General features: G+C 61.1%; 11 protein-coding genes. 2 read left to right on the top strand and 9 right to left on the bottom strand.

Annotation, left to right across the window (positions count from 1 at the left end; translation table 11 throughout):
* Positions 1–3: 3 nt before the first annotated feature.
* From TX23_RS23660 to arcD (TX23_RS23620), 9 genes are all read right to left on the bottom strand, one after another.
* Positions 4–1,380 carry an L-serine ammonia-lyase gene (locus TX23_RS23660; RefSeq protein WP_057704281.1) on the bottom strand — a complete coding sequence of 459 codons (1,377 nt, stop codon included), beginning with the start codon at positions 1,378–1,380 and terminating at the stop codon, positions 4–6.
* 160 nt (positions 1,381–1,540) lie between these two features.
* Positions 1,541–4,378: an aminomethyl-transferring glycine dehydrogenase gene (gene gcvP, locus TX23_RS23655; protein WP_057704280.1), complete on the bottom strand. Its 2,838-nt coding sequence runs from the start codon at positions 4,376–4,378 to the stop codon at positions 1,541–1,543.
* Positions 4,379–4,388: 10 nt separating this feature from the next.
* Complete coding sequence (gene gcvH, locus TX23_RS23650; protein WP_057704279.1) at positions 4,389–4,772, bottom strand: glycine cleavage system protein GcvH; 384 nt, start codon at positions 4,770–4,772, stop codon at positions 4,389–4,391.
* A 406-nt stretch (positions 4,773–5,178) separates the two neighbouring features.
* Positions 5,179–6,687 carry a sigma-54-dependent transcriptional regulator gene (locus tag TX23_RS23645; protein ID WP_057704278.1) on the bottom strand — a complete coding sequence of 503 codons (1,509 nt, stop codon included), beginning with the start codon at positions 6,685–6,687 and terminating at the stop codon, positions 5,179–5,181.
* A 111-nt stretch (positions 6,688–6,798) separates the two neighbouring features.
* Positions 6,799–7,161, bottom strand: a complete 363-nt coding sequence (locus TX23_RS23640; protein WP_057704277.1) for a DUF5064 family protein — start codon at positions 7,159–7,161, stop codon at positions 6,799–6,801.
* Positions 7,162–7,179: 18 nt separating this feature from the next.
* A complete protein-coding gene (gene arcC / locus TX23_RS23635; RefSeq protein WP_057704276.1) occupies positions 7,180–8,109 on the bottom strand; it encodes a carbamate kinase in 930 nt (309 codons plus the stop codon).
* 154 nt (positions 8,110–8,263) lie between these two features.
* The gene (locus TX23_RS23630) at positions 8,264–9,274 is read right to left on the bottom strand and encodes an ornithine carbamoyltransferase (RefSeq protein WP_005790837.1); all 1,011 of its coding nucleotides are present in this window, start codon (positions 9,272–9,274) and stop codon (positions 8,264–8,266) included.
* A gap of 12 nt (positions 9,275–9,286) precedes the next feature.
* Positions 9,287–10,543 carry an arginine deiminase gene (gene arcA / locus TX23_RS23625; RefSeq protein ID WP_057704275.1) on the bottom strand — a complete coding sequence of 419 codons (1,257 nt, stop codon included), beginning with the start codon at positions 10,541–10,543 and terminating at the stop codon, positions 9,287–9,289.
* A gap of 25 nt (positions 10,544–10,568) precedes the next feature.
* A complete protein-coding gene (gene arcD / locus TX23_RS23620; protein ID WP_057704274.1) occupies positions 10,569–11,996 on the bottom strand; it encodes an arginine-ornithine antiporter in 1,428 nt (475 codons plus the stop codon).
* 397 nt (positions 11,997–12,393) lie between these two features.
* Between arcD (TX23_RS23620) and arcD (TX23_RS23615) the strand changes: the two genes are divergently transcribed.
* Entirely contained in the window at positions 12,394–13,821 is a 1,428-nt protein-coding gene (gene arcD / locus TX23_RS23615; protein ID WP_057704273.1) for an arginine-ornithine antiporter, read from the top strand.
* On the top strand, positions 13,818–14,681 hold the full coding sequence (locus TX23_RS23610; RefSeq protein WP_057704272.1) for a DNA-3-methyladenine glycosylase family protein: 864 nt from the start codon (positions 13,818–13,820) through the stop codon (positions 14,679–14,681). The genes arcD (TX23_RS23615) and TX23_RS23610 overlap by 4 nt, the downstream gene beginning before the upstream one ends.
* Positions 14,682–14,720 lie beyond the last annotated feature (39 nt).

The following is a 14,720-nucleotide window of genomic DNA, read 5'->3' as shown; positions in this document are numbered from 1 at the left end:
GCGTCAGCACTCGATAATGTTGACCGCCAAACCGCCACGGGCGGTTTCCTTGTATTTGCTTTTCATATCGGCGCCGGTCTGGCGCATGGTGCGGATGACCTTGTCGAGGGACACAAAATGCTGGCCGTCGCCGCGCAGGGCCATGCGCACGGCATTGATCGCCTTCACCGAGCCCATCGCATTGCGCTCGATGCAGGGCACCTGCACCAGGCCGCCAATCGGGTCGCAGGTCAGGCCGAGGTTGTGTTCCATGCCGATCTCGGCGGCGTTTTCCACTTGGGACACGCTGCCGCCCAGCACTTCACACAAGGCCCCGGCAGCCATGGAACAGGCCACGCCGACTTCGCCCTGGCAGCCGACTTCGGCGCCCGAGATCGAAGCGTTTTCCTTATAGAGGATGCCGATGGCGGCTGCGGTGAGCAAAAAGCGCACCACACCGTCTTCGTTCGCGCCGGGGATGAAGCGCATGTAGTAGTGCAGCACGGCGGGAATGATCCCAGCCGCGCCATTGGTGGGCGCAGTGACCACGCGCCCGCCATTGGCGTTTTCTTCGTTGACTGCCAGCGCATACAGGTTGACCCAATCGAGCACCGACAGCGGGTCGCGCAGCGCCGACTCCGGGTTCTTGCACAACTGCCGATGCAAGGCCGCCGCCCGGCGCTTGACCTTCAAGCCTCCGGGCAAGATACCTTCGTTGCGACAGCCGGCATCGACGCAGTCCTGCATGACCTGCCAAATCTTCAACAACCCGCTGCGGGTTTCGGCTTCCGGGCGCCAGGCACTTTCATTGGTCAGCATCACCTGGCTGATAGACAGGCCATAGGTGGCGCAATGGCCGAGCAAGTCCTTGGCGTGTTTGAACGGGAAGGTCAGGGGTGTGGCGTCTTCGACGATACGGTCGGCGCCCGCCGCGTCTTCATCCACCACAAACCCACCACCGACCGAGTAATACTCGCGGCTGCGAATCTGAATACCGGCGGCGTCAAAGGCGCGGAAGATCATGCCGTTGGGATGGTAGGCGAGGGGTTTGCGAATCATCGCCAGGTGTTCTTTCTCGTTGAACGCAATGCTGTGTTCGCCGAGCAGGTTGAGGCGTCCGTCACTGCGCATCTGCGCCAGGCGTGCAGCCACGGCTTCGGTATTGACGGTGTCCGGGTGTTCGCCTTCCAGGCCCAGCAGTACGGCCTTGTCGCTGCCGTGGCCTTTGCCGGTGGCGCCCAGCGAGCCATAGAGTTCCACCTTGATGCTGCAGGTGGCGTTGAGCAGGTTGTCACGCTTGAGCCCCTCGACGAATCGAGCGGCGGCACGCATCGGGCCGACGGTGTGGGAGCTGGAGGGGCCGATGCCAATCTTGAACAGGTCGAACACGCTAAGGGACATGGTTGTTCTCCGGTTTCTTATTATTTTCTGGGCTGGACTCGATCAATGTGGGAGCCGGGCTTGCCCGCGATAGCGGTGTGTCAGGCAACATCACTGTCGGCTGATACACCGCTATCGCAGGCAAGCCAGCTCCCACACTGGCCGCGTATCTCCCGTTAGATCAGGCGTAGCTCTCGATAGAAGGGCACGCACACACCAGGTTGCGATCACCAAACACGTTGTCGACCCGACCCACCGGCGGCCAGTACTTGCCTTCGATCAACGACGCCACCGGGTACACCGCTTGTTCACGGCTGTAAGGGTGGCTCCATTCGCCCACCAGTTCCGCTGCCGTGTGCGGCGCGTTTTTGAGTGGGTTGTCGTCTTTGTCGAGGGTGCCGTTTTCTACCGCGCGGATTTCTTCGCGGATGGCGATCATGGCGTCGCAGAAGCGGTCCAGTTCTTCCTTGGATTCACTTTCGGTCGGCTCGATCATCAAGGTGCCGGCCACCGGGAACGACATGGTCGGCGCATGGAAACCGAAGTCGATCAGGCGCTTGGCCACGTCGTCCACGCTGATGCCGCTGCTGTCTTTCAACGGGCGCAGGTCCAGGATGCATTCGTGGGCCACCAGGCCATTGCTGCCGGTGTACAGCACCGGGTAGTGCTCTTCCAGGCGACGGGAAATGTAGTTGGCATTCAGGATCGCCAACTGCGACGCACGCTTGAGGCCGGCGCCGCCCATCATGCTGATGTACATCCAGGTGATCGGCAAAATGCTCGCGCTGCCGAACGGCGCGGCGCACACCGCGCCCTCCTTGCGTTCCATGGCGGCGTGGCCGGGCAGGAACGGCGTGAGGTGCGACTTGACGCCAATCGGGCCAACGCCCGGGCCGCCACCGCCGTGGGGAATGCAGAAGGTCTTGTGCAGGTTCAGGTGGGACACGTCGCCGCCGAACTTGCCCGGTGCGCACAGGCCGACCATCGCGTTCATATTGGCGCCGTCGATGTACACCTGGCCGCCGTTGTCATGAATGATGCCGCAGATTTCGCGGATACCTTCCTCGAACACGCCGTGGGTGGACGGGTAGGTGATCATCAGCGCCGCGAGGTGCTCGCGGTGCTCGATGGCCTTGGCGCGCAGGTCTTCGATATCGACGTTGCCGCGCGCATCGCAAGCGGTCACCACCACACGCATACCGGCCATGTTGGCAGTGGCGGGGTTGGTGCCGTGGGCCGACGACGGGATCAGGCAGATGTCGCGACGTTCTTCGCCACGGCTCTGGTGATAGGCACGGATGGCCAAGAGGCCTGCGTACTCACCCTGGGAACCGGCGTTGGGTTGCAGGGAGATCGCGTCGTAACCGGTGGCCGCGCAGAGCATGGCTTCCAGTTCGGTGGTCAGTTGCAGGTAGCCGGCGCTTTGCGCGGCGGGGGCGAATGGGTGCAGGGCGCCGAACTCGGCCCAGGTTACCGGGATCATTTCGCTGGCGGCGTTGAGCTTCATGGTGCACGAGCCCAGCGGGATCATGGTGCGGTCCAGGGCCAGGTCCTTGTCGGCCAGCTTGCGCAGGTAGCGCATCAGCTCGGTTTCCGAGTGATAGCGGTTGAACACCGGGTGGCTGAGGATCGGCGACTGGCGCAGCAAGGCGCTCGGCAGGGTGCTTTCGGTTGCAGCAAAGGCTGGCAGGGTTTTGCCGTTGGCGAAGATGGCCCACAAGGCTTGGATATCGGCCTGGGTGGTGGTTTCGTCGACCGACAGGCCAACGCGCTCGCCATCCACCACACGCAGGTTGATGCGCTGGGCGCGGGCCTTGTCGTGCAGGGCTGCGGTGTGGGCGCCGGTGTGGATTGTCAGGGTGTCGAAGAAGTGTTGCTGCTCGACTTTCAAGCCCAGGGCCGTCAAGCCCTTGGCCAGGATCGCGGTCAGCTGGTGAATGCGCTGGGCGATCTGGGTCAGGCCCTTGGGGCCGTGGTACACGGCGTACATGCTGGCGATGTTGGCCAGCAGCACTTGAGCGGTGCAGATGTTGCTGGTGGCTTTCTCGCGGCGGATATGTTGCTCGCGGGTTTGCATGGCCAGGCGCAGGGCCGGCTTGCCGAAGCGGTCGACGGAAACACCGACCAGACGGCCTGGCATGTCGCGCTTGAACGCATCCTTGGTGGAGAAGTACGCCGCGTGCGGGCCACCGAAGCCCAGTGGCACGCCAAAGCGTTGTGCGCTGCCAATGGCGACGTCGGCGCCGAACTCACCGGGCGGAGTCAGCAGGGTCAGGGCCAGCAGGTCGGCGGCTACGGCGACCAGGGCGTTGGCAGCGTGGAAGCGCTCGGTCAGCTCGCGGTAATCGAATACATCGCCGTTGCTGGCCGGGTATTGCAGCAGGGCACCGAAGAACGCGCTGACGTCGGTCAGTTCACGCTCATCGCCGACCACCACATCGATGCCCAAGGGTTCGGCACGGGTGCGCAATACGTCGAGGGTTTGCGGGTGGCTGTGCACCGAAGCGAAGAATGCGTTGCTGCTCTTGTTCTTGCTCAGGCGCTTGCAGAAGGTCATGGCTTCGGCGGCGGCGGTGGCTTCGTCGAGCAGGGAGGCGTTGGCGATCGGCAGGCCGGTAAGGTCGCTGATCAGGGTCTGGAAATTGAGCAGCGCTTCCAGGCGGCCCTGGGAAATCTCGGGTTGATACGGCGTGTAAGCGGTGTACCAGGCCGGGTTTTCCAGCAGGTTGCGCAGGATCGGCGACGGCGTATGGCAGTTGTAGTAGCCCTGGCCGATGTAGGTTTTGAACAGTTGGTTCTGGCCGGCAATGGCCTTGATCTTGGCCAGGGCCTCGGCTTCACTCAAGCCGTCTTCCAGGCCGAGCACGCTGGTGCCCTTGATGCTTTCCGGAATCACGCTGGCGCTCAGCGCTTCGAGGGAATCAAAACCCAGGCTGGCGAGCATCTGCTGCTCATCTTCCTGGCGCGGGCCGATGTGGCGGGCGATGAATTCGTTGGCGGTGGTCAGATTAACGGTCATGGCGCGCTCCTCAAGCTTCAGCGTTGGCTTTGATCAGGCGGTCGTACGCATCCTTATCCAACAGCTTAGCCACTGCATCGGCGTCGGCGGGTTTAAAGCGGAAGAACCAGCCTTCGCCCATTGGGTCTTCGTTGACCAGTTCCGGGCTGCCATCGAGTTTGTCGTTCACTTCCAGCACTTCACCGTCCAGCGGCATGTAGACGCCACTGGCGGCTTTGACCGATTCCACGGTGGAGGCTTCGGCGCCTTTGTCGTAAGCCTGCAACTCCGGCAGTTGCACGAAAACCACATCACCCAGCGCATTCTGCGCAAAAGCGGTGATACCCACGGTGACGCTGCCATCGGCTTCGGCGCGCAGCCATTCGTGATCTTCAGTGAAACGCAACTCGCTCATGGAAACTCCTCAGGGCCAGAATCGTCTGGTGGACGGGATTGGAATAATGAGGAGTTGCTTAGCAATATTGCGGCCAAGGTTATTAAGTCGTTATAGATCAACAGGTTAATAAATTTCGCGAGAAGGTTGGCTGAGTACGCTGTAGCGATTTCGCTACAGTCCGGTGCGTGAAAAAAAGCCTATGTGGATCAAAGCCTTGCATGGCGCGCAAAAAACAGGGTTGTAGCGATATCGTTACGCTGTAGCGCTTTCAGTACACTGGATGTCGTTCTCAGACCAAATCTGTAATGCGGTCTCTGTGGGAGCTGGCTTGCCTGCGATAGCGGTCTACCTGTCACTAAGGAGTTGGATGACCCAACGCTATCGCAGGCAAGCCAGCTCCCACAGTTGAACCTCGTTTATTCCGTCAGGGCTTGTTGGGAATGCCGTACTTGCGCAGGCGGTGGGCGATAGCCGTGTGGGAGGTTTGCAGGCGGCTGGCGAGCTGGCGGGTTGAGGGGTAGCTGGTGTAGAGCTTTTCCAGCAGGTCGCGCTCGAAATCCTCCACCGCCTGTTCCAGGCTGTCGACTTCGCCATCGCTTTGGCGCGCCACCGACGTACCGGCGATGTCCAGGTCGCCGATGTCTACCAGGCTGCCTTCGCAGATGGCGGCGGCGCGGAAGATCACGTTTTGCAGCTGGCGCACATTGCCCGGCCAGCGGTTGCCCAGCAGCGCTGGGTAGGTGCCGGGCGCCAGGCGGCAGACCGGGCGCTGGATCTGCGCGCAGGCTTGCTGCATGAAATAGCGGGCCAGCAGCAGGATGTCCTGGCCGCGTTCGCGCAGCGGCGGCACTTCAACGTTAAGCACGTTGAGGCGGTAGAACAGGTCTTCGCGAAAGGTGCCCTCGCTGACCATTTTTTCCAGGTCGCGGTGGGTGGCGCTGAGGATGCGCACATTGACCTTCACCTCGCGGTCACCGCCCACCCGGCGAAAGCTGCCATCATTGAGAAAACGCAGCAACTTGGCTTGCAGGTACGGCGACATTTCACCGATCTCATCGAGAAACACCGTGCCCTGGTTGGCCAGTTCCATCAGCCCTGGCTTGCCACCGCGCTGGGCGCCGGTGAAGGCGCCCGGGGCGTAACCGAACAACTCGCTTTCGGCGAGGTTTTCCGGGAGTGCCGCGCAGTTCAACGCCAAAAACGGCGCACTGTGGCGCGTGCTGATGGCGTGGCAGGCGCGGGCCACCAGCTCCTTGCCGGTACCGGTTTCGCCCTGAATCAGCAGCGGTGCATCCAAGGCCGCCACCCGTTGCGCCCTCGCCTTGAGGGTGCGGATCGCCGGGGATTCACCCAGCAGCGCATCAAAACCTTCGGCATGGTCATGGTGCAGCGCCGAAAGCTGTTCGCCGATGCGATTGGGTTGGTAGAGGGTGAGCAGGGCGCCGGCGTCGGTGATCGGCGTGGCGTCCAGCAGCAGGGTCTGACCATTGACGCTGATCTCGCGCAACGGCAAGCGAAAGCCATGCTCCAGCAAGGTCTCCAGCAGCGCCGGGTCGTTGAACAGTTCGGCGATGCTTTCGCCGGCCGGTTCGCGCCCGTACAGCGCGATCAATGCCGGGTTGGCCAGCAGGATCTTGCCCGCGCTGTCCAGGGCCAGCACCGGGTCGGTCATGGCCGCCAGCAGGGCGTCGAGTTGCAAGTGGCGGCGCTGGCCCGGAAGGATGTCGACCACCTTTACCGCTTGCACGCCGTGCACGCTGAACAACGCGTCGCGCAATTCTTCAAGCACCTCGGCGCTCAGGGTGGGGGCGTCGATATAGACGTTGGGCGGCACCATCTCCACCGCATCCAGGTTGAGATTGCGCCCACCGAGCAAGGCCAGGACTTCCTGGGTGATGCCGACGCGGTCGATGAAGCTGACGTGGATACGCATGGGGCGGATCTTGATTCTGGAGTGCTGAGGGTGGCCAGTATGCCTTGGAGCCGGTGGAGATCAAAATGTGGGAGCAGGCAAGCCAGCTCCCACATTCGATTGGGGGGCAGGTTATTCCAGGTGTTCGGGTTTGACCGGGTCGCCGGATTTCATATCCAACTGCTTGCGCACATCCTCGAACATCAGATCGTAGTGCTTGTGCTGCGAGCCGACGCTGCTATGGGTTTTGGGAATGCCATGTTTTTCGACAATCTTGGTCACATTGCTGGCGAAGTTGTAGGCCTGGTCCTTGGGCAGGAAAAAGGTTTCCTTCATGGCCTTGCCCTGGATGCTGCCGTGCAGGGTGAACTGCATGCCTTTGCCTTCGCGCTCATGCGTGAAGACTTCGTAGTCCAGGCACAGGTCATAGCTGACATCGTCCTTGTTCAGCGCGTGTCGCTCGATATGCAGGTGACCGGGTTCAAAGATAGCCATAGGCGTTTCTCCTCAACTTCACAGGTAGGTGATGCCACGTTTTGCCGTGCTGATGCGGGTGCCGGCGCTGCCCTGGACGATGGCTTCGATGTCCGAGAGTGAACCGATCACGGCGGTTTTGCCAGTCTGGCGGGCGAACTCGCAGGCGGCCTGGACCTTGGGCCCCATGGAGCCGGCGGCGAAGCCGAGTTTTTCCATATCGTCGGGGTGGGCCTGGCCGATGGCCTTTTGGGTGGGCTTGCCGAAGTCGATAAAGGCGGCGTTGACGTCGGTGGCGATCACCAGCAAATCGGCCTCCAGTTGCGTGGCCAGCAAGGAGGAGCACAAGTCTTTGTCGATCACCGCTTCAATGCCGCGCAGCTTGCCGTCTTCGCCATACATCGTCGGGATGCCGCCGCCACCGGCGCAGATCACGATGGCTTTTTTCTCCAGCAGCCATTTGATCGGGCGAATTTCAAAGATGCGTTTGGGCCGCGGGCTGGCGACTACACGGCGGTATTTGTCGCCGTCGGGCGCGATGGCCCAACCTTTTTCGGCGGCGAGTTTCTCGGCTTCGGCTTTGGCATATACCGGGCCGATAGGCTTGGTGGGGTTCTGGAAGGCCGGGTCCTTGGCGTCGACTTCGACCTGGGTGAGCAGGGTGGCGAATGGCACTTCAAAATCCAGCAGGTTGCCCAGTTCCTGTTCGATGATATAGCCGATCATGCCTTCGGTTTCGGCACCCAACACATCCAGCGGGTAGGGCGAGACGCTGGTGTAGGCCGCCGCCTGCAACGACAGCAGGCCGACCTGCGGGCCGTTGCCGTGGGCGATCACCAGTTCGTTGCCGGCGTGGATTTTGGCGATCTGTTCGGTGGCGATGCGGATATTGGCGCGTTGGTTGTCTGCGGTCATGGGTTCACCACGACGCAGGAGGGCGTTGCCGCCCAGGGCTACGACGATGCGCATACAGAATGTCCTTTCAGGGAACGCATGAACACTTCGGTCAATGTGGGAGCTGGCTTGCCTGCGATGAGGGCCTGGCAGGCGACCTGCTGTTGCCAGACCCACCGCTATCGCAGGCAAGCCAGCTCCCACACTGACGGTGTTCACACCGTGGAAATTAAATGTCTGCCAACGCCGACACCAGAATCGCCTTGATGGTATGCATGCGGTTTTCCGCCTGCTCAAAGGCGATGTTGGCCGGCGACTCGAAGACTTCCTCGGTCACTTCCACACCGTTGGCCAGGTGCGGATAGCGCGCCGCGATGTCCTTGCCGACCTTGGTTTCGCTGTTGTGGAACGCCGGCAGGCAGTGCATGAATTTCACCCGAGGGTTGCCCGAGGCTTTCATCATCTTGGCGTTGACCTGGTACGGCAGCAGTTGCTCGATACGCTCGTCCCACGCTTCCACCGGCTCGCCCATGGACACCCAGATATCGGTGTGGATGAAGTCCACGCCTTTGACTGCCTCTTTCGGGTCTTCGGTGATGGTGATGCGTGCACCGCTTTCCTCGGCAAATGCCTGGCACTGCTTGATGAAGTCTTCATGGGGCCACAGCGCTTTCGGCGCGCCGATGCGCACGTCCATGCCCAGCTTGGCGCCGATCATCAGCAGCGAGTTGCCCATGTTGTAGCGGGCGTCCCCGAGGTAGGCGTAGCTGATGTCATGCAGCGGCTTGTCGCTGTGTTCGCGCATGGTCAGGGTGTCGGCGATCATTTGGGTCGGGTGGAATTCGGCGGTGAGGCCGTTGAACACCGGCACACCGGCGAACTTGGCCAGCTCTTCGACGATTTCCTGCTCAAAGCCACGGTACTCGATGGCATCGAACATCCGGCCCAGTACGCGGGCGGTGTCTTTCATGCTTTCTTTGTGGCCGATCTGCGACGACACCGGGTCGATGTAAGTGACGTGGGCACCCTGGTCATGGGCCGCGACTTCGAAGGCGCAGCGAGTGCGGGTCGAGGTTTTTTCGAAGATCAGTGCGATGTTCTTGCCTTGCAGGTGCGGACGCTCGGTGCCGGTGTATTTGGCGCGTTTGAGGTCGCGGGACAGGTCCAGCAGGTAATTCAGCTCGCGAGTGGTGTGGTGCATCAGCGACAGCAGGCTGCGGTTGCGCATATTGAAAGCCATGATGGAATCTCCTTAATAGTCGATAGGGTCGCGGATGATCGGGCAGGTCATGCAATGGCCGCCGCCACGGCCTCGGCCGAGCTCACCGGCGCTGATGGTGATCACTTCCACACCGGCCTTGCGCAGCAGGGTGTTGGTGTAGGTATTGCGGTCGTAACCGATCACCACGCCAGGTTCCACAGCCACCACGTTGTTGCCGTCATCCCATTGCTCGCGTTCGGCAGCGAAGCTGTTGCCGCCGGTCTCGACGACACGTAGCGCCTTGAGATTGAGCGCTGCGGCGACGGTTTCCAGGAAGTTGGTTTTCTCCCGTTGGATGTCGATGCCGTGTGGCTTGCTTTCGTCAGGGCGCAGGGTGAACGGCACGATCTGGTTGACCACTTCGGGGAAGACGGTGACCAGGTCGCGGTCGCAGAAGCTGAACACGGTATCCAGGTGCATTGCGGCGCGGGATTTGGGCAGGCCGGCCACAATGACTTTTTCCACGGCCTTGTTCTTGAACAGGTTGCGCGCCAGTTGGCCGATGGCCTGGTGGGACGAGCGCTCACCCATGCCGATCAACACCACGCCATTGCCAATTGGCATCACGTCGCCGCCTTCCAGCGTCGCGGCGCCATGTTCCTGGTCGGGGTCGCCGTACCAGATCTGGAAGTCCGCGTTGGTGAACTCCGGGTGGAATTTATAAATGGCGCTGGTCAGCAGGGTTTCCTGGCGTCGCGCCGGCCAGTACATCGGGTTGAGCGTCACGCCGCCGTAGATCCAGCAGGTGGTGTCGCGGGTGAATTGGGTGTTGGGCAGCGGCGGCAGAATGAAGCTGGCGTGGCCGAGGAAGTCGCGGAACATTTCGATGGTCTTGCCACCAAAGCTGCTCGGCAGGTCATCGGCCGATACGCCACCGATCAAAAACTCGCTTATCTTGCGCGGCTCCAGGCTGCGCAGCCACGAACCGACTTCATCGACCAGGCCCAGGCCCACGGTGTTGGCGGTGATCTTGCGTTGCAGAATCCAGTCCAACGCTTCAGGGATGGCGACGATGTCGGTGAGCAGGTTGTGCATTTCCAGCACATCAATATCCCGCTCGCGCATCTTGGTCACGAAGTCGAAATGGTCGCGCTTGGCCTGGGCCACCCACAGCACGTCATCGAACAGCAGCTCGTCGCAGTTGTTGGGGGTCAGCCGCTGGTGGGCCAAACCTGGGGAGCACACCATGACTTTGCGCAGTTTGCCGGCTTCGGAATGTACGCCGTACTTAACTTTTTCCGTGGTCATTACAGATCCTCCAGTGAACACACAATTACAGAGTCAGGAAGCCGTCGTAGAGCCCATAGGCCGCCACCAGGGCGCCAATGACTACTGCGGCGAAAATCAGCTTCTCGACGTTGGTGAAAATCGGTTTGCCCAGTTCACGCTTGGCCTTGGCGAACAGGATCGCGCCGGGGGCGTAGAGCAGGGCGGAGAGCAGCAGGTATTTGGTGCCGCCGGCATACAGCAGCCAGATCGCATAGATCAGGGCGATGGCGCCGATGAACAGGTCTTTCTTGCGCTCCTTGAGCGCGTTTTCGTAGGTCTCGCCGCGCACCGCCAGCAGCAGGGCGTAGGCCGCCGACCACAGGTAAGGCACCAGGATCATTGAGGTGGCGAGGTAGATCAGCGACAGGTAGGTGCTGGCGGAAAACAGCGTGATCACCAGGAATATCTGCACCATTGCGTTGGTCAGCCACAGCGCGTTGACCGGCACATGGTTGGCGTTCTCCTTGCGCAGGAACTCGGGCATGGTGTGGTCCTTGGCGGCGGCGAACATGATCTCCGCACACAGCAGCACCCACGACAGCAACGCGCCGAGCAACGAGATAATCAAGCCGACGCTGATCAGCACCGCACCCCAATGGCCCACCACATGCTCCAGCACGGCGGCCATCGACGGGTTCTGCAACTTGGCCAGTTCCGGTTGGGTCATGATCCCCAGGGACAGCACGTTCACCAGCATCAGGAACAGCAGCACGGTGATAAAGCCGATCACGGTGGCCTTGCCCACGTCACTGCGTTTTTCGGCACGGGACGAGAAGATGCTCGCGCCTTCGATGCCGATGAACACCCACACGGTGACCAGCATCATGTTGCGTACCTGGTTCATCACACTGCCCAGGTCGGGGTTTTTCACGCCCCAGATGTCAGCGGTGAAGATGTCCAGCTTGAACGCGAACAGGGCGATGAGCACGAACAGCAGCAGCGGCACCACCTTGGCGACGGTGGTCACCAGGTTGATGAACGCGGCTTCCTTGATCCCGCGCAGCACCAGAAAATGCACGGCCCACAACAGCACTGACGCCGCGATCACCGCTGTCGGGGTATTGCCCTCGCCAAAAACCGGGAAGAAGTAACCCAGGGTGCTGAATAGCAAGACGAAGTAGCCGACGTTACCCAGCCAGGCGCTGATCCAGTAACCCCAGGCAGATGAAAAACCCATGTAGTCGCCGAAACCGGCCTTGGCGTAGGCGTATACCCCGCCGTCGAGGTCGGGCTTGCGGTTGGCGAGGGTCTGGAACACGAAGGCGAGGGTCAACATGCCGATGGCGGTAATCACCCAGCCAATCAACACCGCACCGACATCGGCGCTGGCGGCCATGTTTTGCGGCAATGAAAAGATGCCGCCGCCAATCATCGAACCGACGACAAGTGCGACCAGGGCGCCTAATCGAAGTTTTCCGGGAGTTTCAGACATTGCATGACTCCAATGCAGGAGAAGAGAGACCACAGAATAATTCCGTGCGCTAATCAAACAGCTGACTCAGATCACTTCATTGGCACATTCCATTGTGAATTAACGACTTAGGGTGAGGTCTTTACGGGCGAACGAGTCCCGCAAAGGCGCTTGCTAGAGCGCTCTTTGCTTTGTGGTTAATCATTTGGTCGAGGGCATGGGTGTTGACGCTAGTTCTTATTTGCGGATGTGCAAATTTTTTGTACGTTGTTTGACGATCACTTCATAATTGACGTATTTAAATTCTAAATAAGCCTAAACTTCGTGTCTTTACATATCCTTATGTTATGACAACGTCATTAATCTGAATTACTTGTGTGCGCAGTTGTCGCCCGACCGTTTATTTCGAGGAACCTGCATGACCCAACCCGCCCAGAAACTTCGGCTCAGTGCCCTGATCGCCCTGGTGGTGGGCTCGATGATTGGCGGCGGCATCTTTTCATTGCCGCAGAACATGGCTGCCCGTGCCGAAGTGGGGGCCATATTGATCGGCTGGGCGATCACCGCCATCGGCATGTTGACCCTGGCCTTTGTGTTCCAGACGTTGGCGAACCGTAAGCCCGAGCTGGATTCCGGGGTGTATGCCTACGCCAAGGCGGGTTTCGGCGACTACATGGGTTTTTCGTCCGCTTGGGGTTACTGGATCAGTGCGTGGATGGGCAACGTCGGTTATTTCGTCTTGCTGTTCAGCACCCTCGGCTACTTTTTTCCGGCGTTCGGCCAGGGCAATACACCGCTCGCCATCGGCTGCGCGTCGCTGTTGCTGTGGGCCGTGCATTTTCTGGTGATGCGCGGGATCAAAGAGGCAGCGTTTATCAACCAAGTGACGACGGTGGCGAAGATCGTGCCGTTGCTGATGTTTATCGTGATCGCCGCCGCTGCGTTCAAGGCGGATATTTTCACTCGCGATATCTGGGGCCTGGGTAACCCACAGATGGGCAGCGTGGTCGAGCAGGTGCGCCACATGATGCTGGTCACGGTGTTTGTATTTATCGGGATCGAAGGCGCCAGTGTGTATTCGGCGCGGGCGCAGAAACGCTCGGACGTGGGGCGCGCCACGGTAATTGGTTTCGTGGGCGTGCTGGCCTTGCTGGTGCTGGTGAATGTGCTGTCCCTGGGCATCATGAGCCAGCCGGAGCTGGCGCAATTGCAGAACCCGTCCCTGGCCGGTGTGTTGGAGCATATCGTCGGGCCTTGGGGCGCGGTATTGATCAGTATCGGCCTGGCGGTTTCGCTGCTCGGCGCGTTGCTGTCCTGGGCGCTGCTGTGCGCGGAAATCCTCTATGCCACGGCCCATGACAAGACCATGCCGGCGTTCCTGAAGAAGGAAAACGCCAATCAGGTGCCGGTCAATGCCTTATGGCTGACCAATGTGATGATCCAGGCATTCCTGGTGATCACGCTGTTTTCAGCCAGCACCTACACCACCCTGATCTATCTGGCGTCCTCGATGATCCTGGTGCCTTATTTGTGGTCGGCGGCCTATGCGGTGCTGTTGAGCGCGCGCGGCGAAACCTATGCAGGCTGGCAGCGCCGGCGCATGAAAGATCTGCTGGTGGGGCTGGTTGCCCTCGGTTATGCGATCTGGCTGCTGTATGCGGGGGGCTTGAAGTACTTGCTGCTGTCGGCGTTGCTGTACGCCCCGGGTGTGATCCTGTTTGCCCTGGCCAAGCGCGAGCAGGGCCAACCCTTGTTTACCACCGTGGAAAAAGGCATTTTCAGCGGCGTGATCGCGGGCGCCGGGTTAGCCGCGTATGGGCTGTATAGCGGGGTATTGTCACTGTGAGATTGGCGTATCAACCGCCCTACGACTGGGCGGCGATGCTGGGGTTCCTATCGGCGCGGGCGATTACCGGGTTGGAAACCGTGGTCGCTGGGGTGTATCGGCGCAGTATCAGTGTGGCAGGGCGACATGGCTGGGTCAGCGTCGAACCGGGGGCGGGGGATTGGCTGGAGGTGACGGTCGACTTTCCCGAGCCTGCCGCTATGCCTGAGATCGAGCGGCGCTTGCGCAGGATGTTTGATCTGGATGCGGTGCCTGAGGTGATCAACGCGCAATTGGCGCAGGACCCCCTGATGGCGCAACTGGTTGCGGCCCGCCCTGGCCTGCGTTTGCCAGGCACCTGGGACGGGTTGGAACTGGCGATTCGTGCGGTGCTGGGCCAGCAGATCACCGTGGTGGCGGCGATTCGCCTGGCGGGCAAGCTGGTGGCGCAGTATGGCCAGACGCTTCCAAGCCCGCACGCCGGTATCACCCACCTGTTCCCGGCACCTGAAGTGTTGGCTGCGGCGGACCTGGCTACCCTGGGCATGCCCAAGGCGCGGGGCCGTACTTTGTCTGGTGTGGCTCAGGCGCTGTTGGATGATCCTCAGCTTTTCGAACCCAAGGCCAGCCTCCAGGACGGCGTTGCACGGTTGGTGGCATTGCCGGGGATTGGAGAGTGGACCGCGCAGTACATCGCCATGCGCCAGTTGCGCGAGGCGGATGCGTTCGCGCCGGGGGATATCGGGCTGATCAATGCTTTGGCAGCCTTGGAAGGTGGGCCGGTGTCGGCGCGGCAGTTACTGGCGCGGGCCGAGGCGTGGCGGCCGTTGAGGGCGTATGCGGCGCAGCATTTGTGGACGTCGTTAAACCGCGGGGATTGATGGCGACGGTGATGGCCCCATCGCGGGCAAGCCCGGCTC

This window comes from Pseudomonas paralactis (genome assembly GCF_001439735.1).
Lineage (GTDB): Bacteria > Pseudomonadota > Gammaproteobacteria > Pseudomonadales > Pseudomonadaceae > Aquipseudomonas > Aquipseudomonas paralactis.
This window is presented reverse-complemented; position numbering and strand designations above follow the sequence as displayed.